The sequence below is a fragment of the Streptomyces sediminimaris genome (genome assembly GCF_047049295.1).
GTDB classification, from domain to species: Bacteria; Actinomycetota; Actinomycetes; order Streptomycetales; family Streptomycetaceae; genus Streptomyces; species Streptomyces sediminimaris.
Genome location: NZ_JBJWOT010000001.1, coordinates 6,795,891 through 6,814,720, shown reverse-complemented (window position 1 = coordinate 6,814,720; position 18,830 = coordinate 6,795,891). Strand labels below are relative to the sequence as shown.

Below are 18,830 nucleotides of genomic sequence, written 5' to 3'. Positions count from 1 at the left end.
ACCAAACCCTCACGAGGTGCGCAACGTCTCCAGCCTCCGCCGGGCCGGCCCCAGGGCGCGGCCCCGGCTCATGACGCCGTCCCAGGGGTCGGAGCGGGCCTGTTCCACGGCGTCGGCGATGGTCCAGCGGCGGGCGTGCAGGGCCGGGTCCTCCAGCTGGGACCAGGCGATCGGAGTGGCCACCGGGGCACCGGGACGGACCCGGACGGTGAGCGGCGCGACCGCGGTCTGCGCGTAGGCGTTGCGGGCGATGTCGAGGTAGAGCCGGTCGCCGCGCCCGGCCTTGCGGGCGGCGGTGGTGAGCTTGTCGGGATGGGCACCGGCCAGGGTGTCGGCGACGTCCCGGGCGAAGGCGCGGACCTCGTCGAAGTCGTGGCGGCCGTTCAGCGGCACGATCACGTGCAGTCCGCGCGAACCGGTGGTCATCAGGCCCGAGGGGAGTTTCAGTTCCCCGAGCAGGCCGCCGAGCAGCGAGGCCGCCTCGCGCACCGCCTCGAAGTCGTCCCCGTCGGGGTCGAGGTCGAAGACCATGCGGTCGGGCCGCTCGGCGCTGCCGGCCCGGGACAGCCAGCGGTGCAGCGTCACGGCGGCCTGGTCGGCGAGGTAGAGCAGGGTGGCGGAGTCGTCGCACACGGTGTGGCAGACGGTGCCGCCCTCCTTGGCGACCTCGGCCCGGGTGATCCAGTCCGGATAGCTCTCCGGGGTGTTCTTCTGCATGAAGCGCGGGCCGCCGAGCCCGTCCGGGTGCCGCTCCAGCATCAGCGGGCGCCCGCGCAGGTGCGGCAGCATCAAGGGCGCGGCGGACCGGTAGTAGTCGACCAGATCGCCCTTGGTGTACTCCTCCAGGTCGCCGTCCGCCGGGAAGAGCACCTTGCCGGCCCGGTGGACCCGCACCGTGCGGCGCCCGGCCCGCACGGTGCGTACGCGGTCCTCGCTCACCGCACGACCGCCTCCTCGACCAGCAGCTTCCCTGCCGCGGCGATCGCCTCGGCGTCGATGCCGGCCGCGTGCAGCTGCTCTTCCGGGGAGGCCGAGCCCGGCATGGTGCGCACGGCGAGGCGCGCCAGCCGCGGCACGGGCCGCCCGTCGAGGAAGGCGTCCAGGACGGCGTCGCCGATGCCGCCCTCCTCGTGGTGGTCCTCCACGGTGATCAGGCAGCCGGTGTCCTCGGCGGCCTGCCGCAGCGTCTGCCGGTCGACGGGCTTGACCGAGTAGAGGTCGATCACCCGGGCCCGGATGCCGTCCCGGTCGAGCGCGTCGGCGGCGGCCAGCGCCTCCGGCACGGTGACGCCCGCGGCGACGAGGGTCAGCCGGTCCTCGGAGGAGGAGCGCAGTACCTTGCTGCCGCCGACGGGGAACTCCTCGTCGGGGCCGTAGATCACCTTGCTCTCGCCGCGCGAGGTGCGCAGGTACCGGATGCCCTCGAGGTCGGCCATCGCGGCGACGAGCCGCGCGGTCTGGTTGGCGTCGCACGGGTAGAGGACGGTCGAGCCGTGCACGGCGCGCATCATCGCCAGGTCCTCCAGGCCCATCTGGGACGGGCCGTCCTGGCCGATGGCGATGCCGGCGTGGCTGCCGACGAGGTTGACGCCGGCACCGCTGACGGACGCCATGCGCACGAAGTCGTAGGCGCGGGTCAGGAACGCCGCGAAGGTGGCGGCGTAGGGCACCCAGCCGCGCGAGGCGAGGCCCACCGCCGCGGCGACCATCTGCTGCTCGGCGATGTAGCACTCGAAGTACCGCTCGGGGTGCTCCTTGGCGAAGAACTCGGACCGGGTGGAGTCGCCGACCTCACCGTCGAGGGCGACGACGTCGGAGCGTCCGCCGCCGAGGGCGGCCAGCGCCTCGCCGTAGGCGTTACGGGTGGCGACCTCGTCCCCCGGGTCCCAGCGGGGCAGTTCGAGGTGCCCGGCGGGGGCCGCGTGCGGCGTGCGGGCGGCGGGCGGCTCCTGCACCCGGACCCGGAGGTCGCGCCGGCCGCCGAGCTCGGCGATCGCCTCGTCCGCGTCCGGCAGCGGCTTGCCGTGCAGGCCCTCGCGGTCCTGGACCGCCTCGACGCCCTTGCCCTTCAAGGTACGGGCGATGATCGCGGTCGGCTGTCCCGTGGTGGACAGCGCCTCGCCGTACGCCCGGTCGATCGCGTCCACGTCGTGCCCGTCCACCTCGACGGTGTGCCAGCCGAAGGCCTGGAAGCGGCGGGCGTAGGCGTCGAGGTCGTGCCCGTGCCGGGTCTCTCCGCGCTGGCCGAGCCGGTTGACGTCGACGATCGCCGTGAGGTTGTCGAGATTCTCGTACGCCGCCTGCTCGGCGGCCTCCCAGACGGAACCCTCGGCCATCTCGCTGTCCCCGCACAGCACCCACACGCGGTATCCGGCGTGGTCCAGCCGTTTGCCGGACAGCGCGATGCCGACGCCGACGGGCAGCCCCTGGCCGAGCGATCCGGTGGCCGTCTCGACCCACGGCAGCCTGCGCGGCGTCGGATGCCCCTCGAGGCGGCTGCCCAGCTTGCGGAAGGTGAGCAGCTCCTCGTCGTCGATGGCGCCGACGGCCTTGTAGGCGGCGTAGAGCAGGGGCGAGGCGTGGCCCTTGGACAGGACGAAGCGGTCGTTGCCGGGGTGGGCGGGCCGCTCGAAGTCGTAGCGGAAGTGGTGTGCGAGCAGGACGGCCATCAGGTCCGCGGCGGACATCGAGGAGGTCGGGTGCCCGGACCCCGCGGCCTGCGCCGCGCGCACGCCGTCCACGCGCAACTGCTGTCCGAGCTCGACGAGTTCGTCGGTGTTCATCGGTCTCCCTCCGCGGGTGTGTCGGTACGCTTGACGGGCCCGGGCGGTTCGGCCGACGCACCACCGCCACCACTCTCGACGGCCGCCCCGCCCGACTGCGTCTTGGCGGCTTCACCACCGGGCTGCTTCTTGGCGGCTTCACCACCGGGCTGCTTCTTGGCGGCTTCACCACCGGGCTGCTTCTTGGCGGCTTCGCCACCGGGCTGCTTCTTGGCGGCTTCACCACCGGGCTGCTTCTTGGCGGCTTCGCCACCGGGTTGGTTCTTGGCGGGCTCACCACCGGGCTGGTTCTTCGCGGCTTCACCGCCAGGCGGTTTCGTCGCGGCATCGCCACCGGGCTGCTTCTTGGCCCGCTCACCACCGGGCTGGTTCTCCCCGGCTTCGCCACCGGGCTGGTTCCTGGCCGGCTCACCAGCGGACTGGTTCCTGGCCGGCTCACCACCGGGTTGGTTCTTGGCGGGCTCACCACCGGGCTGGTTCTTCGCGGCTTCACCGCCAGGCGGCTTCGTCGCCGGGGCAGCGGCGCTCGCCGGGTTGCTCGTGGCCTCGGCGTGCGCCGGTTTCCCGGCGGCCCCGGCGCCCGCCCGCTTCTTGGCCCCTCGGCCGCCCGGTCGCTGTCTCGCGGACCGCCCGCCCGTCTGCTTCGCCGCGGTGTCACCGCCCGTTCGGCTTCCCGCCGACGCGTCGCCCGGCCGGTCCTTCACGGCCTCCGCGTCCGGCGCGCTCCCCGCGGCCGGCTCGGCACCGGACGGGCGCTTCCCGGACGCGGTCCCGGTTCCCCGCTCCGCGGGCGCGGAAGCGGCAGGTGCGTCGTCGTCCGTGGGCCCGGCAGGGCGATCCGTGTCGTCGGGTACGCGGGCCAGTTCCGGTGATGCGGTGTCCAGGGGGACCGACCAGGAGCGCACCAGGCCCAACTGGACGCCCTGGCGGGGCAGTACGGCGTCCAGGAGCCAGTCCGCGGCGACGCGCACGCGGTTGCCGGGCATCGCCGCGAGGTGGTAGCCGCGGGTGACCGCTCCCGCCAGCACGTCGGGCAGATGGACACCGAAGGGGTTGGCGGCGGCCTTCGCGCCGCCCAGGTCGACGACGAAGCCCAGGTCGCGATGGCCGTAGACGCGCCGCTCGCCGACGCCCAGGGACGCTGCGACGTTCCGCGCCGCGACCTTGCCGTGCCGCCAGGCGTGCTGCGCGGTCATCGGCGTGTACTTCCCGGGGCTGTTCGGATCCGGCACCGCCGCGGCGTCGCCGCAGGCGAACACCTCGGGGTGGCCCGGCAGTTGGAGGTGCGGGTCGACGAGGAGCCGCCCCCGCTCCAGCGGCTGCCCGATGCTCTCGACGAGGGGGTCCGGCCGTACCCCGACGCACCACACGAGCGTACGGGTGTCGACGAACTCGCCGTCGGTCAGCAGGACTCCGTCGTGCGTGGCCTCCTTCACGGACGTGCCCATGCGCACCTCCACGCCCCGCTGCCGCAGCACCCGGTCGGCGGTGCGCGAGAGCCGCTCGTCCAGCTCCGGCAGGACGCGCGGCGCGATGTCGAGCAGCAGCCAGCGCGGCCGCATCCCGTGCCGCAGCGGGTGCTTGCGGACCTGTGCCTCGGTGTACCGCTGTCCCTGCGCCGCCACCTCGGTGCCGGTGTAGCCGGCGCCGACCACCACGAAGGTGCACCGCGCGGCGCAGCCGGCCGGGTCGTCCGCGGCGGCGGCGAGCTCCACCTGACGGGTGACGTGGTCACGCAGGTACAGCGCCTCGGGCAGTCCCCGGAAGCCGTGTGCGTGCTCGGCGACCCCGGGGATCGGCAGCAGTTTGTTGACGCTGCCGACGGCGAGCACCAGCCGGTCGTAGGGCAGCGTGCCGTCCCCTCCCTCGGGGTCGGTGTAGTGCACGGCGTGCCCGTCGAGGTCGACGGAGTGCGCCTCGCCGAGCACCAGCCGGACCTGCGGCAGGGTCCCGGAGAGGGAGACCGCCACCCGGCGCGGCTCCAGGAGCCCGGCGGCGACCTGGGGCAGCAGGGGCAGATACAGGAAGTAGTCGGTCGGGTTCAGCACGGTGATGTCGGCCTTGTGCCGTACCAGCCGGGAGAGGGTGCGGGCGGTCTGGTACCCGGCGAAGCCGGCACCGACGATCACGATGCGGGGTCGAGCCACGGTTCGCCTCCGGCGCTGTCGCGTGCGTCGTACGGAGCTTTCCGCGTCCCCCTGGCCGCAGCGCCCAAACTGGCCACGGCGGCGGAACCGGTCAGGGCACCGGGCATGCGCGACATGTACCGGTTTCCGACCCGGCCCCCGGGTACCCGGACGGCGATCCTTCCCCTCGGACCCGAACCCACCGGAGGTACCCCCATGACCGAGTACGGCTATTTCCTCTCCTGTGAGGAGTTCGGTCCCGCGGAGCTCGTCGAGCAGGCGAGGATGGCCGAGCAGGCCGGGTTCCGGTCCCTGTGGATCTCGGACCACTACCACCCGTGGAACGACGCGCAGGGCCAGAGCGCCTTCGTGTGGTCGGTGATCGGGGCGCTCTCGGAGGCGGTGTCGCTGCCGGTCGAGACGGCGGTCACCTGCCCCACCGTGCGGATCCATCCCGCGGTGGTGGCGCAGGCCGCGGCCACCTCCGCCGTGATGACGAACGGCCGCTTCCGGCTGGGCGTGGGCACGGGCGAGGCGCTCAACGAGCACATCCTCGGGCACGTCTGGCCGCCGGCGACCGTCCGCATGGAGATGCTGGAGGAGTCCATCCAGATCATGCGCCGGCTCTTCACCGGCGAGGAGGTCACCCACTACGGCACGCACTACAAGGTGGAGAACGCCCGCCTCTACACGGTCCCGGACGAGCCCGTCCCGATCGACATCTCCGGCTTCGGACCGGCCGCCACGAAGCTCGCCGCGCGGGTGGGCGACGGCTACATCACGATGATGCCCCAGGAGTCGATGGTGGAGCAGTTCCGCAAGGGGGGCGGGGGCGGCAAGCCGGTCAGCGGAGGGACGAAGGTGTGCTACGGCACCGACCGCGACGAGGCCGTACGGCTGGTCCACAGGCGGTGGTTCAACGAGTTCCTGCCGGGCGAGATGAGCCAGATCCTGCCCTCCCCGAAGCACTTCGAGCAGCTGGAGCCGCTCGTCACCGAGGAGATGGTGCGCGAGAACGCGGTGTGCGGCGACGACGTCGACGAACACGTCTCGGCTCTCAAGGCCTTCGACGACGCCGGTTTCGACCGGGTCTACGTCAACCAGATCGGCCCCGACCAGCGCGGCTTCTTCGACTTCTACCGTACGAAGGTGCTGCCTCAGCTCCAGCAGTCCTGAGAGCCCGGGAGCGCGACCGGTGCGCCGGAGCGCGGCGGGGTCGGTCCCGCCGCGCTCCGGCGCACCCGCTCCGGCGCACCCGGTGTCACGCCCGGTGGTGCGGCTCCTCGGGGTCGATGTCGTCGCGGGGCGGTGCCGCGGGGCCGACGCCGCCGGGGGTGGCGGAGCCGGCCACGGACGCGCCCGAGGCGCCGCTCGCACCGCCGGGCGCGACCGGCGGCATCGGCGGGTACGGCACGCCCGTACCGCCCGGGGGCGCCGCGGGGGCCTCGCCGCCGATGACACGGTCGCCCTGGCCGGCGCCCGCGGCGAGTCCGGCCTCTCGGGCGGGCGTGGGCCCGGACGCACGGGGCCGGGCCGCGCCGCGCAGGACGTAGGCGACGACGCCGAGGATGCCCGCGGTGACGAGGGCGGCGGCCCAGTCGGGCAGGCCGATCGCCAGGGCCAGGCCCACGCCGAGCGCGACGGCCGCGCCCGCGTAGAGAGCGACGGCTCCGGACGCCGCGTACAGCATCGCCGTACGACGCTGCCTGCGGGTCTGTTCGCGCAGTTCGTCGCGCACCGTCTCGCGCGCGACCTGCGCCAGCTCGTCGACCAGGTGCTTGTCCAGGTGTTCCAGATGATCCAGGCCTTCCATGGGCTCCGGGTACCCGCACAGACGTACGGATAACGCGCAGCGTCACGGCTGGAAAACGCTGCGTCGGCACCCGGGGCCCGGGTACCCGCCCGCCCGCAAGGCCGCAACGACCAGACCCTCACAACCCCCTACAGGAGAGCGGGATGAACCAGCACACCGACGTGGTGGAGCTGCTCAAGGCACAGCACACCCGGATCCGAGAACTGTTCGACGAGGTGGCGAACACCAAGGGCGAGGACCGCAAGCGGCACTTCCACGACCTCGTCCGCCTCCTCGCGGTGCACGAGACCGCCGAGGAGGAGGTCGTCCACCCCTTCGCCCGCAAGAACATCGACGGCGGTGAACTGGTCGTCAGGGACCGGATCGAGGAGGAGGAGAAGGCCAAGCGGGTGCTGTCCGCGCTCGAGGACGCGGACACCGACTCGCCCGAGTTCCTGGACCGGTTCACGGCCCTGCGCGAGGACGTGCTCGCGCACGCCGACAGCGAGGAGCGCTACGAGTTCGCGCACTTCCACCGGGTCGCCGACCGCGGCAGGCTGGAGAACCTGGCGCGCGCGGTGCAGGCGGCCGAGGCCCTGGCGCCCACCCGGCCGCACCCGGGCACCGACACCGCCGCGAAGAACCTCGTCGCGGGTCCGGTCGCGGCCGTGATCGACCGCACCCGGGACGTCGTGCGCAAGGCGATGGGCTGACCGGCACCCCCTGACCGGCCGGCCGGCCGGCACCGTGGCCGGCCGGCCCGCGCCGGGGCGGCCGGGGGAAGGCGATCGGGTGAAACGATCACCTTCCCCCGGCCGCCCCAACTAGGCTCGGGGCATGGACATTCTGGGAGCCACGCTGCGCATCTGCGTCGACGACCTGGAGACTGCGGTCCCCTTCTACGAACGGCTCGCCGGCGGCCGCGCCCTCCGCTTCGAACGCGGTGGCGTCCAGGTGGCCGCGGTCGGCTGTTTCCTGCTGATGAGCGGGGAGCGGGCGGAGATCGAGGTGCTGCGCAAGGTCGCCGCGACGATCGCCGTCAAGGACGTCGACGAGGCCCACCGGGTGCTCACCGAACTCGGCGCGCACATCGTCGCGGGCCCGGTGGCGACGCCGGCGGGCCGCAACCTGATCGCGATGCACCCGGACGGTGCGGTCTACGAGTACGTGGACCGCAACTCCTGACAGCCCGGCCTCCCGAGAACGTCCGGGACCCGGCCGCTCGTACGGCCGGTCAGGACTCCTGCGGCCGCATCCGGAAGTCGTAGTGGGCCGGGAGCGGTTCGTCGGACAGCCGCGCCCACAGCCGGCCGATGTCCTCCGCGCCCTCCCGCAGGTCGGCGACCTCGAAGCTGGCCCGGAAGACGTCCCGCGCCTCCTCCGGCTGCCCCTGCGCGAGCAGCAGCCGGGCCTGCAGCAGCCGGAACCGGCCACGCTCCCGGACGGCCGGGTGCAGCCGTTCCCAGACGGCGCGCGCCTGGTCGTCGCGGCCCACGGCGAGCAGGGCCTCGATCGCCTCGCGGGCGAGCGCGGCGGTGGCCGCCGTCCACCGGTCCCCGTTGTCACGCCGCTCCCGGCACAGGTCGTCGAAGGCGTCGGCGTACCGGTCCGCGGCCCGCTCGTGGTTGCCGGCCTCCCGGTCGGCCACCGCCAGGCAGCGCAGCAGCGGCCAGAGGGACGGGGCGAGGTCGAGGGCCCGCTCCCAGCTGCGCACCGCCTGCGCCACATCGCCGGCGTGCCACTGGGCGACACCCAGGTGGTATTCGGTGAGCGGGGTCGCGGGCGCGGTCTCCAGCATGTCCCGCCAGGGCTGGGCGACCAGTGTCTCGCCGGGCGGCCGCACCCGGCGCGGTTCGGGCAGCGAACCGGAGCGCAGCAGGTGCAGCCAGGGCTCCTGCGCCTCGCCGAGGGTGCTGTCGTCGAAGGGTGTGCCGGGCAGCTTGAAGTCGGCGCGCAGGACTTCGAGCGCGCCCCAGCCGGAGCCGGTGGCGAGGATCTCGCCGGGTTCGGTGTCGGCGTGCGGCTTCCACGCGGCGTGGGCGGCGTCGACGCCGTCGCGCGGCAGCGCGGCCTCCAGCCGGGCCTCGGCCCCGTCCACGACGGCCGCCCAGGAGGGGCCTTCCGGCGCCGCGTCCAGCGGCCCGTACGCCTCCAGCCAGCTCACCTCGCTTCGCGCGTCCAGCCGCACGTGTTCCAGCTGGGTGCGGGCGAGCCCGGCCTGGATCTCGCAGTAGCCGCCGGTGCCCGGCTCGGTGAGCCACTCCTGCCAGCGCCGCCCGCCGCCCGAGCTGCCCCAGACGAACAGCTTGCGGCCGCGCAGCAGGTCGGTGGACGTCTGCACCAGGCCGTGTCCCCCGGTGTCGAGGGCGGCGATCCAGCGGCGCCGGTCCCCGTCCGGCTCGTAGAAGTAGTCGGCGGCGTACGGGCTGTTGAGCGGGTGGCTGCGGTCGATGCCCTCGTAGCAGGGCACGGGCACCCGCCGCAGGCGGTGCTCGTGGCCGAAGTACCAGGCTTCCCCGGCGGGTGCCAGCACCCGGCGCTCCTCCGGCACGGCGGTGTTCGACCACCAGTACAGCGGCGCGGGCCGCTCGTGCGGGTTGCGGACGCGGACGCCGACGTACAGGAAGTCGGAGTGCCGCGGCAGCCAGAGGTCGATCTGGAAGGGCAGGTCGCGCAGCCGCTCCCACTCCCACAGCCGGAGCATCTCGCCGCCGTCGGGGGCGGGGACGCGGGCGGCGTGCAGCGGGGCGCAGGACAGGGTGGTGTGGCCGGTGGCGCCGATGTTCCATTCGATGCCGCCGGAGTACCAGGCGCCGTTGAGGGCGAAGTTGGCGGGCTGGAAGACGGGGTTGCGGTAGAGGAGTTCGCGGCCGGTCGGCCGGTGCAGGAGGGAGGCGACACGGCCGCCGAGGCCGGGCAGGACGGTGGCGCGCAGCCGGCCGTTGTCGAGGACGAGGGCGTCGACCGGCCGCGGCTCGCGCGTTCTGCCGTAACCGTCCCGCACCCGCACCGGGAGCAGGCTGCGCAGCGGCTCGTAGCCCGCCTGCCGCGCCATGTCGCGCGGCAGTTCCTCCCGGTCGCGGTCGTCGATGCGGTGTACCTCGTGGAGCAGCCGCAGCGGGGGCAGGGGGTTGTCGGGACCCAACTGCGCCGCGGGCAGCGTCAGTACCTCACGTCGGATCGTCGTCACGATCACCATGGAAGCCGCTCGCCGGTGAACCGGCCAGGGGAGGTATCGGTCAGGATTGTGCAAAGGTGCCGAGGACGGCCGCGTCGGGCGGCCGTGCAATTCCGTGTGCGGTCCGTCCCCGGCGACGTACAGTCGGGCCTTCGGCGCAGGACGACACGGGAGCAGGGATGAGCGAGCAGCACACGTACCGGGTGATCGTCCGGGGCACCTGGGACGGACTGACCGACGAGGCGCGGCAGCGGCTGCTGGCCGAGGCCGGCGAGCACGGCATGACGAGCATGCGGTTCGCCGAGGAGGGCTCGCTGTCGTACGAGCCGGCGCCCCTCAAGCACTTCTCGATGCGCTACGTCGTGGTGTCCGACGCGGCGGACGGCGAGGAGATGGCGGGCGCGATCGCGGAGGACCGGGCGGAGGGCGCGCTGCGGGAGCTGGGCTACGGCTTTCGCGACCTCAGGTCGACCGTCACCGACCTCGACACCATGAAGATCAACCGCAAGCCCGCATCTCGGCGGTGATCGCCCAGCGCTCATGGTCGCGCCAGGCCCCGTCGACGTGGATCATCTTCGGGGAGAAGCCCTCCAGCCGGAAGCCGCAGGAGCGGGCCAGGGCGATCGACGCGGCGTTCAGCGGCTGCACGTTGATCTCCAGGCGGTGCAGCCGCATCGGGCCGAAGGCGTGGTCCACGACGAGGTCCAGGCCCTCGCGCATCAGCCCGCGCCCGGCCGCGTGCGCGAAGGCGCCGTAGCCGAGGGCGCCGCACCGGAAGCCGCCCTCGACGATGTTGTTGATGTTGATGAACCCGGCGATGGCCCCGGCGCCGTGCTCGCCCTCCTTCTCGCAGACCAGGAAGCCGGCCTTGGCCGGGTCCGCGATCAGCCGGCCCGCGTACGCGGTGTACGCGCTCGGTGAGTCCGGCGGGAACAGCCACGGCTGGTGCAGCTGCTTGCTCTCGCGGGCGCGGGCGGTGAACTCGGCGCCGTCCTCGTGACTGAAGGGACGTATGCCCACGCGGGGGCCTTCGGCGAGGTAGCGGGGTGCGGTGTGCGGCATCCCGCCAGCCTACGGCGGGGTCAGCCGCCGAGTACGGGCAATCGCAGCGTCCCGGTGTCCCCGGGCGCGCTGACCACGGTCACCGGCTTGATCCCCCGGTTGCCGAAGTACGCGTCGTCGCTCGCCGCGATCACGAACCGCAGCCGGTGGCCCTTCTCGTAGCGGTGCACGATGCCCGGCAGGGTGACGGTGAAGCCCTTGGTCACGTCCGGCACCCGGACCGGCGCGACCAGCCGGTGCACCAGCGTCTCGCTGCCGTCGGGCGCGACGTCGTAGAGCTTGGCGAACAGCACCAGGCGGTCGGCGGCGTCGCCGGAGTTCTGCGTCCGCGCGGCCGCCGGGGAGAGGACCCGGAGCGTGGCCCTCGGCGCGCCGACGACGTCGGTGGCGCGGGCGAGCGGTGCGCTGGTCCAGCCGAGGAAGGTGCCCGGGGTGTCGTACGGCCCCGGGTCCGGCAGCCCGACGGTGGCGGCCAGCGAGCTCTCCGAGTGGCTCGTGGGCGTCAGCCGGTTGGTGTAGGTGCGGCTGCCGCGGGCGACCTTCCGGCGGTTGTCGACGAGTTTGCCGTCGCCGGAGAGGTAGTACGTCCGGCTGAGCGCGGGGAGCCGGCCGGCGGTGCCGTAGGTGTGGCCGGGGTCGGTGATCCAGTCGCGGTAGTAGGCGAAGGCCGGGCCGGTGCCGGTGTCGTGCCCGTGCAGGTAGCGGTCGAACCAGGACAGGATCCGCCGGCCGACGTAGGAGGACTCCAGGTTGCCCTTGCCGAGGTCGAGTTCGCCGCCGGCCGGGTCGGTGATGCCGCCGCTGTGCCCCCATGACTGCCAGATCATCTTGGCGGTGGTGCCCTGCGCCGTGAGCGTCCGGTACGTCGCGGCCGCCTCGTTGAGGTTGAACAGGGTGTCGGCCTGCCCCTGGATGAGCAGGGTGGGTGCCTCGACCCGGCTCAGGTACGACACCGGGGAGACACTGCGGGCGTAGGCGCGCATCGCGGCGGTCGGGGCGGGGCGGTAACTGCCCGAGTTCAGCGTGCGGATGGTGTCGCAGGCCTTGGTGACGAAGTGCAGGCAGGTGAGGGAGTTGAAGCGGGACGGGTCGAGGCCGGGCTCGGTCAGCGGCTGGCCCTCGCCGATGAGGTAGAAGCCGTTGGTCCACTGCCACTTGAAGACGCCGGGGACGGTGGTGGAGGCGTTGTTCGGGTCGAGCGAGTAGGTGAGGTCGTGCCAGGTGATCAGCGGCACGAGCGCGTCGACGCGGTGGTCGACCGCCGCCGTCGCCAGCTGGACGGCGCCGCCGTAGGAACCGCCGATCATGCCGACCCTCGGGTCGCCGGCGCGGTCGAGGGTGACGTAGTCGGCCCTGGTGCCGTCGTCCGCGGCGCGCTCGCCGCCGAGGAAGTCGATGAGCCGTGAGGCGGCCGTGCCGTCGATCCGCGGATCGTCGAGCGAGATGAGGCAGCCCGATGTGCCGAACCCGAGCCCGGAGTAGATCAGGGACACGTAGCCGCGCTCGGCGAACGCCCTGCCGATGGCGTCGGTCGAGCCGTCGGACTTGCTGCCGCCGAAGCCGTTCGTGGCGAGTACGGCCGGGGCGCGGTGGGCGCTGTCGACGCCCGCCGGACGGTACAGATCGGCGTCGACGGTGCAGTCGCGGCCACCGGCCCGGACGGTGAACTTCAGCGCGGAGACGGTGTATTGCCCGGCCGCCGGAGCCGCGGGCGCGGTGAGCGCCAGGGGGGCGGTGAGCGCCGCGCCCAGGGCGAGAGCGAGGGCGTAGGTGGCTCGGGATCTGGGCACGCGTCGGGACACTGAGACCTCCACACTCGGGACAGCCCTGCTTACCGACCAGTAAGTACCGGTCGGTTGTCATGGTGTGACACGTGTCAGACGAGGTCAATCGCCCAGTCGAGTGCCGTTGCCGGACATGCGGTGAAGGGACGTCAGCGCAGGGCCGGCTGATGGAGCGTCAGGGTCCTCGCGTCCGCGTCCAGTTCGGCGGCCACGCCGAACGGAACGGTCAACGCGCCCGCGCAGTGGCCGAATCCGAACTCCTCGACCACGGGAACGCCGAGACCGGCGAGCCGGTCGAGGAGCACCGCGCGCACCCCGTCGTACGGACCGCACTCCTCCCACGACCCGAGCGCCATCCCGGTGACGCCGTCCAGCCATCCGCCGCGCAGCAGCTGGGTCAGCGCCCGGTCGACGCGGTACGGCCGTTCGCCCACGTCCTCGAGCAGCAGCAGCCCGCCCCGGGCGCCGTCGTGGGCGTGCGGCGTGCCGAGGTCGGTGGCGAGCAGGGCCAGGCAGCCGCCCAGCGTGACCCCCCGGGCCCGCCCGGGCACCAGGGTGGCGCCCGCGGAGGCGATGGTGCGGGCGTCCTCCGGCGCGAACAGCGTGGTCCGCAGGTGCTGCTGCGCCCGGGCGTTCTTGATGAAGTCGGCACCGGCGGCCGCCGGGCCGTACAGCGTGACCAGGCCCAGCCGGGTGGCGAACGCCTGGTGCAGCGTCGTGACGTCGCTGAAGCCGACGAACACCTTGGGTCCCGCCGCCCGCATCGCCTCCCAGTCGAGCAGGTCGACCATCCGCTGCGCCCCGTACCCGCCCCGCGCGCACAGCACCGCGTCCACCGACGGGTCGCACCAGGCGCCCTGCAGGTCGGCGGCGCGCGCCCCGTCCGGGCCCGCCAGATAGTCCAGCTCGCCGTGCCGGCCGAGCACGTGGGGCGCCACGACCGGATCGAGGTCCCAGCCGCGCAGCACGTCGAGCCCGGCCTGCAGCCGCTCCTCGGGCACGGGGCCGCTGGGGGCGACGACGGCCACACGGGCGCCGGGTGCCAGCCGGGAGGGCCGCCGCAGCTCCGGCAGACGCTCACTCACTTCGACAGCTCCAGGGTGGGTACGCCGCGCGGATGGAGGCCGAACACCTGTGCGTACAGGGAGAGTTCGGACTCCAGGGCCCGGATCATGGTGTCGGCCCGGCGGAACCCGTGCCCCTCCCCCTCGAAGGCGATGTACGCGTGCGGCACGCGCCGTCCCGCCAGCCGTTCCAGGAAGCGCTCGCACTGCGCGGGCGGGCAGATCACGTCGTCCAGGCCCTGCAGCAGCAGGAAGGGCGCGGTGACGCGGTCGGCGTGCTCGGCGGGCGAGCGCTCCGCGTACCGGCCGGGCACCTCGTCGAGCGGCCCGACCAGCGTGTGCAGGTACTGCGACTCGAAGTCGTGGGTCTCCCCCGTGCCCCAGCCGGCCAGGTCGAGGATGGGGTAGAGGATCGTGCCGCAGGCGTACACGTCGGTGGCGGCGAGCGAGGCGGCCGCCGTCCAGCCGCCCGCGCTGCCACCGCGGATCGCCAGCCGCCCGCGGTCGGCGGTGCCCTCCTCGGCCAGCGCCAGGGCGACCGCCGCGCAGTCCTCGACGTCGACCACGCCCCACTGCTCGCGCAGCCGGTTGCGGTACTCCCGCCCGTGCCCGGTGGAACCGCCGTAGTTGACCTCCGCGACCCCGATGCCGCGGGAGGTGAAGTAGGCGATCTCCAGGTCGAGCACGAGCGGCGCCCGGCTGGTCGGGCCGCCGTGCGCCCAGACGACGTAGGGCGGCAGCTCGCCGCCGGGCGCCACGCAGCCGGGGTTGTGGGGCGGGTAGACGTGCGCGTGGATGTCGCGTCCGGCGGGCCCGGTGAAGGTGCGGATCTGGGGCTCGGGGTAGTAGGCCGGATCGACGGCGTCGTCGTGCTCGGCGCCGATCACCCGGGCCCGGCCCGTGGCCGTGTCCAGCTCCACGACCTCGTAGGCGCTGCGCGGGCTGGCGCCGACGGCGGCCACGCGCTCGCCGTGGACCGCGAGCGTGGGCGCGAACTCCGTCCAGGGCCCGGCCGCGTCGACGACCTCGCCGGTCTCGGGGTCCAGGATCCCGAGCGCGGTGGCGCCGCGGCCGTGCACCACGGCGATCGGGCCGCCGGGCAGCGGCGCGAACCAGCGCTGGCCCAGCTTCCACAGCGGTCCGCCGAACTCCTCCTCCCGCGTGCACAGCGGCACGCCGTCGCGGTAGAGGTTCCACCAGCCCGTACGGTCGCTCGCGTACAGCAGCGCGCCGTCGGCGGCCCACTCCGCCTGGGCGATCGACTCCTCCGCTCCCCCGGCGACGGTCCGGGGCTGCCGAAAGGTTCCGGCCTCGTCGACCCCGGCGACGATCAGCTCCGTGCCGTCCCACGGCATCCGGGGGTGGTCCCAGGCCAGCCAGGCCGCGCGCCGCCCGTCGGGCGAGAGGCGGGGGCCGGTGACGAACCGGTGCCGTGCGCCGGTGAGTTCGCGGACGGCGCCCCGGTCCCGGGCCGCCGAGCCGTCCAGCGGTACCGCGGCCGGCACACGGCGCACGTCGGTGGGTCCGTCGCCGGTGAACTCCTCGAGCACGGCCCACACCTCCCCGCGTTCGGCGAACACCTGCGGCTCGGCCCAGCGCAGCCCGCCGCCCACCGGGGACACCGGGGTGAGGGGGCGCGGGTCGCCGCCGGGCTCGTGGCGGTACAGACGCTGGTCGGCGTGGTTCACGAACACCACCAGCGGCCGGCCGTCCACCACGGTGCCGGCCCAGGGCTGCCCGCCGTACTCGATGACCCGGCTGCGCACGTTCCACGGAGCGGGCAGCACCGGCTCCTCGCGGCCGTCCGCGCGCCGCCGCACCAGGGTGCGTCTGCCGCCCTCGGCGGGCCGGGGCTCGGTCCACCACACCTCGTCGCCGACGAAGCCGACGTACTCGGGGCGCCCGTCGTGCGCGGCGGCGAGCGCCGCGCGGATGGGCGAGGGCCAGGATCCGTACGCCAGAGTCTGCACGTTCTCCCCCACCTTGCTCAGGCCGTCCGCAGGAACCGGTCGAGTACCCGCACGCCGAAGTGCAGTGCCCCGGCCGGGACCCGCTCGTCGACTCCATGGAACATGGCCTGATAGTCGTAGCCCTCCGGGAGCTTCAGCGGCGTGAACCCGTATCCGGTGATGCCGAGCCGCGAGAACTGCTTGGCGTCCGTGCCGCCGGACATGCAGTACGGCACGACGTGCCCCTCGGGCGCGAACTCCTCCAGGGCCCGGCACATCCGCGCGTACGTCGGCGAGTCCAGGGGCGCCTGCAGGGCGACCTCGCGGTGGTAGAACTCCCAGTCCACGTCGGGGCCGGTGAGCCGGTCGAGGGTGGCGCGGAACTCGTCCTCGCCGCCCGGCAGGAAGCGGCCGTCGACGTGGGCGACCGCCTCGCCCGGAATCACGTTGACCTTGTAACCGGCGTCCAGCATGGTCGGGTTGGCGCTGTTGCGGACGGTCGCCTCGACCAGCCCCGCGGCCGGGCCGAGCTTGCGCAGCAGCGCGTCGACGTCGTCCAGGTCGGCCTCCAGGCCGTAGAGCGCCGCGAGCGCGGCCAGCGAGGCCCGCACCGTGGGGGACGGCCGCAGCGGCCACTCGTACTCGCCGATGCGGGCGAGGGCGGCGGAGAGCCGGGTGACCGCGTTCTCCTTGTTCACCTTGGAGCCGTGACCGGCCCGCCCGCGCGCGGTGAGCCGCAGCCAGCCGGTACCGCGCTCGCCGGCCGCGACCGGGTAGATCTGCCGCCCGCTGCCGTCGTGGAAGGTGAACGCCCCCGACTCGCTGACACCCTCGGTGCAGCCCTCGAAGAGCTCCGCGTGCTCGCCGGCGAGGAACCCGGCGCCGTCCCGGGCACTGTCCTCCTCGTCGGCGGTGAACGCGACGACGATGTCACGCCGGGGCCGGACGCCCTCGCGCGCCCAGGCCCGCACAACGGCGAGGATCATCGCGTCCATGTTCTTCATGTCGACCGCGCCGCGGCCCCACACCACCCCGTCGACGACCTCCCCGGAGAAGGGGTGCACGCTCCAGTCCGCGGCCCGGGCCGGGACGACGTCCAGGTGACCGTGGAGGAGCAGCGCGCCGGCGGAGGGGTCGCTGCCCTCGACGCGGGCCACGACGTTGGTCCGCCCCTCGGTGCGTTCCAGCAGCGTGGGCTCGAGCCCCGCCCCCGCCAGCTGCTCGGCAGCGTACTCGGCGGCGGGCCGCTCCCGGCAGTCGCCGCCCCCGCGGTTGGTCGTGTCGATGCGGATGAGATCCGAGGTGAACCGGACGACCTCGTCCAGCGCCTGCGCGTCAGCCATACTGCTCCTCCACCGCGGCCGAGACGATCGTCGTGACCGCCTTGAAGGTACGGATGCACTCGTACATGGTGGCGCTGGTGTACGCCACCTTCCGCTCACCGGACCGGTCCACGCCCGGCACGACGGTGGCGGACATCGCGAGGTGCTCGGCGTCGAACTCCATGGCCAGGGTGAACGGCCCGGCCCGCACCGGCTCGTGCCGGACCGCCAGCCGCGCCGCCTCCTCGGCGGCGGCCCGGATGCCGGCGGCGGTCCTGGCCGGCGTACGGCACACGGCCGCGTACCGCGAGACATGGTCCTTGACGGCGACCTTCAGCGCCCCGGGCGCGTACCCGAGGGCGTCCTCGCAGGCCACGTCGTCGCCGGTGACGAGGACGACGGGCACCCCGAACTCGGCCGCCACGTGCGCGTTGAGCAGGCCCTCGCTGGCCCGTACGCCGTTCAGCCACACACCGGTGAGGGAGTTGGCGAGATACGTGTGCGCGAGGACGCCCTCCATGCCGGCCCCGGCGTGGTAGCCGACGAAGGCGATGCCGTCCACGTCCCCGTGCTGCACGCCCTCCACCATGGACAGCGCCTTGTGCCGTCCGGTGAGCATCTCGGTGCGCTCGTCCAGCCGCTCCAGGAGCAGGTTGCGCATGCTCCAGTGGGCCTCGTTGACGACGACCTCGTCCGCCCCGCCGTCGAAGAACCCCAGCACGGCGGCGTTCACGTCGGAGGTGAACATCGAACGGCAGCGCTCCCACTGCGCGGTCCCCGGCAGCACGTCGGCCGGCCAGGTCACCCCCGTGGCACCCTCCATGTCGGCGCTGATCAGGATCTTCATGGTGCGTCACGTTACGCGCCGCGCGGTCGGCGGGCCAGGAAGACGGGTCGGACCTCAGGTCCTGCGCCCCGCCACCAGCCACTTCGAGGGCAGCTGGATACGGCTGCCGTCGGCGGCGTACTCGGTGGTGGTCAGCGGCAGTTCACCGCTCGCCAGGACGGTGAGGCCGGCGGCGCGCAGATACCCGGGCACCGCGTCGTCGGCCACCTCGCCGGGCGCGAGGCCGTGCTGGAAGACCGGGGCGAGCTTGGGCGGCGGTCCGGCGGGGCTCTGCGCCAGGCCCAGCAGGACGGGCTTGGCCGCCTCGGCGAGCTCGACGAGGAAGGCGCGGCCCCGCTCACCGACGAGCGCGGCGATCCCGTCCGCCATGGGCTGCCGGTCGTCCGGCTCGGCCTGGTGCAGCACACCGCGCATGTAGACGTTGGCGTCGCCGAGTTCGGCGTGCAGCGTCTCGGTCTCGCCCTTGTCGACGGCGTCGAGGACGCGGTACGTCGCCTGCCCGGCCGGATCGGCGTGGCGGGCGTGCTCCACGGCGGCGTCCGAGAGGTCGGCGCCGACGACGTGCCCGAACCGCTCGGCGAGGAAACGGGTCTGCGTGCCGTTGCCGCAGCCGAGGTCGACCATCGCCAGGCCCGGGTCGGCGAGGTAGGGCTCGAACAGGGCCAGGTGGACGCCGGCCGTCAGCGCCGGCTCCGCGTCCCAGAAGACGGCTCCCGGGTCCTCGGGGGCCTCACGCCAGAAGCCCTCCCATGCCTCACGGTACCGACTCGTCACGCTCATGACCGACTCTCCCCAGGGTGCGACGCGCTGACCCGCCCCGAGTGACGGGCCAGTACGGTCTATCGCGCCCCGGTGGTGGCGACAAGCGCGTCGCGCATTCCTTCACCCCGCTTTCGACAGGTGTGCGCCCGCGCGCCCCCGCG

The 18,830-nt window shown here is 73.8% G+C and carries 16 protein-coding genes; 4 read left to right on the top strand and 12 right to left on the bottom strand.

Annotated elements, in window-relative coordinates; all coding sequences use genetic code 11:
- Positions 1–9 precede the first annotated feature (9 nt).
- From ligD to ACJ9NR_RS31180, 3 genes are read right to left on the bottom strand one after another with little or no spacing between them, the layout of a single operon-like run.
- Positions 10–939 (bottom strand): non-homologous end-joining DNA ligase, encoded by a 930-nt coding sequence (gene ligD, locus ACJ9NR_RS31190; RefSeq protein WP_412491383.1) that lies wholly within the window; start codon positions 937–939, stop codon positions 10–12.
- A complete protein-coding gene (locus ACJ9NR_RS31185) occupies positions 936–2,783 on the bottom strand; it encodes a transketolase (protein WP_412491384.1) in 1,848 nt (615 codons plus the stop codon). The genes ligD and ACJ9NR_RS31185 overlap by 4 nt, the downstream gene beginning before the upstream one ends.
- On the bottom strand, positions 2,780–4,930 hold the full coding sequence (locus ACJ9NR_RS31180) for an FAD-dependent oxidoreductase (protein ID WP_412491385.1): 2,151 nt from the start codon (positions 4,928–4,930) through the stop codon (positions 2,780–2,782). Before ACJ9NR_RS31180 ends, ACJ9NR_RS31185 begins: the two co-directional genes overlap by 4 nt.
- A gap of 195 nt (positions 4,931–5,125) precedes the next feature.
- Here ACJ9NR_RS31180 and ACJ9NR_RS31175 point away from each other — a divergent pair, with 195 nt between their 5' ends.
- Positions 5,126–6,085 carry an LLM class F420-dependent oxidoreductase gene (locus tag ACJ9NR_RS31175; RefSeq protein ID WP_412491386.1) on the top strand — a complete coding sequence of 320 codons (960 nt, stop codon included), beginning with the start codon at positions 5,126–5,128 and terminating at the stop codon, positions 6,083–6,085.
- Between the two features lie 85 nt (positions 6,086–6,170).
- Here the strand turns inward: ACJ9NR_RS31175 and ACJ9NR_RS31170 are convergent, their stop codons facing one another.
- A complete protein-coding gene (locus ACJ9NR_RS31170; RefSeq protein ID WP_412491387.1) occupies positions 6,171–6,722 on the bottom strand; it encodes a phage holin family protein in 552 nt (183 codons plus the stop codon).
- A 143-nt stretch (positions 6,723–6,865) separates the two neighbouring features.
- On the opposite strand from ACJ9NR_RS31170, the gene ACJ9NR_RS31165 reads away from it, so the two are divergent.
- Entirely contained in the window at positions 6,866–7,414 is a 549-nt protein-coding gene (locus tag ACJ9NR_RS31165) for a hemerythrin domain-containing protein (RefSeq protein ID WP_412491388.1), read from the top strand.
- A 124-nt stretch (positions 7,415–7,538) separates the two neighbouring features.
- Positions 7,539–7,886, top strand: a complete 348-nt coding sequence (locus tag ACJ9NR_RS31160) for a VOC family protein (protein WP_412491389.1) — start codon at positions 7,539–7,541, stop codon at positions 7,884–7,886.
- Between the two features lie 49 nt (positions 7,887–7,935).
- On the opposite strand, the gene ACJ9NR_RS31155 is transcribed toward ACJ9NR_RS31160, so the two are convergent.
- Positions 7,936–9,900 (bottom strand): DUF5107 domain-containing protein, encoded by a 1,965-nt coding sequence (locus ACJ9NR_RS31155; protein WP_412491390.1) that lies wholly within the window; start codon positions 9,898–9,900, stop codon positions 7,936–7,938.
- 158 nt (positions 9,901–10,058) lie between these two features.
- Between ACJ9NR_RS31155 and ACJ9NR_RS31150 the strand changes: the two genes are divergently transcribed.
- A complete protein-coding gene (locus tag ACJ9NR_RS31150; protein ID WP_412491391.1) occupies positions 10,059–10,406 on the top strand; it encodes a DUF6204 family protein in 348 nt (115 codons plus the stop codon).
- Here ACJ9NR_RS31150 and ACJ9NR_RS31145 read toward each other — a convergent pair.
- The 7 genes from ACJ9NR_RS31145 to ACJ9NR_RS31115 all read right to left on the bottom strand — a co-directional run bounded on the left by ACJ9NR_RS31145 (position 10,378) and on the right by ACJ9NR_RS31115 (position 18,687).
- Entirely contained in the window at positions 10,378–10,941 is a 564-nt protein-coding gene (locus ACJ9NR_RS31145) for a GNAT family N-acetyltransferase (protein ID WP_412491392.1), read from the bottom strand. The genes ACJ9NR_RS31150 and ACJ9NR_RS31145 overlap by 29 nt on opposite strands.
- 20 nt (positions 10,942–10,961) lie before the next feature.
- Entirely contained in the window at positions 10,962–12,731 is a 1,770-nt protein-coding gene (locus ACJ9NR_RS31140; protein WP_412491393.1) for a CocE/NonD family hydrolase, read from the bottom strand.
- Between the two features lie 143 nt (positions 12,732–12,874).
- Complete coding sequence (locus ACJ9NR_RS31135) at positions 12,875–13,798, bottom strand: S66 peptidase family protein (RefSeq protein WP_412491871.1); 924 nt, start codon at positions 13,796–13,798, stop codon at positions 12,875–12,877.
- Positions 13,799–13,806: 8 nt separating this feature from the next.
- Positions 13,807–15,759, bottom strand: a complete 1,953-nt coding sequence (locus ACJ9NR_RS31130) for a prolyl oligopeptidase family serine peptidase (protein ID WP_412491394.1) — start codon at positions 15,757–15,759, stop codon at positions 13,807–13,809.
- A 17-nt stretch (positions 15,760–15,776) separates the two neighbouring features.
- On the bottom strand, positions 15,777–17,081 hold the full coding sequence (locus ACJ9NR_RS31125) for a M20/M25/M40 family metallo-hydrolase (protein ID WP_412491395.1): 1,305 nt from the start codon (positions 17,079–17,081) through the stop codon (positions 15,777–15,779).
- Entirely contained in the window at positions 17,074–17,907 is an 834-nt protein-coding gene (locus ACJ9NR_RS31120; RefSeq protein WP_412491396.1) for a M55 family metallopeptidase, read from the bottom strand. Before ACJ9NR_RS31120 ends, ACJ9NR_RS31125 begins: the two co-directional genes overlap by 8 nt.
- A gap of 54 nt (positions 17,908–17,961) precedes the next feature.
- On the bottom strand, positions 17,962–18,687 hold the full coding sequence (locus ACJ9NR_RS31115; RefSeq protein WP_412491397.1) for a class I SAM-dependent methyltransferase: 726 nt from the start codon (positions 18,685–18,687) through the stop codon (positions 17,962–17,964).
- Between the last annotated feature and the right edge of the window lie 143 nt (positions 18,688–18,830).